The following is a 218-nucleotide window of genomic DNA, read 5'->3' as shown; positions in this document are numbered from 1 at the left end:
TCGGCCACGCCGATGATGATCGACTTGCCCCAGCCCTTGTGGCAGCACTCCAGCGCCTGGCGCATGACCTGCGTATTGCCGATGCACTCGAACGAGTAGTCGGCGCCGCCATCGGTCAGCTGCACGATGTGGTCCACCACGTTCTCGACGTCCTTCGGATTGATGAAGTGGGTCATGCCGAACTTGCGTGCCATGGCTTCGCGGCCCGGGTTCAGGTC

At 62.8% G+C, this 218-nt stretch carries 1 protein-coding gene; it reads right to left on the bottom strand.

The annotated features are described in order from the left end of the window. Positions 1-218 (bottom strand): zinc-binding dehydrogenase (locus tag A9J21_RS27370; protein WP_156546224.1); only part of this gene is annotated, 218 nt, incomplete at both ends.

Origin of the sequence: Cupriavidus sp. D384 (assembly GCF_001652915.1) — a bacterium.
Classification (GTDB): Bacteria; Pseudomonadota; Gammaproteobacteria; order Burkholderiales; family Burkholderiaceae; genus Cupriavidus.
This window is presented reverse-complemented; position numbering and strand designations above follow the sequence as displayed.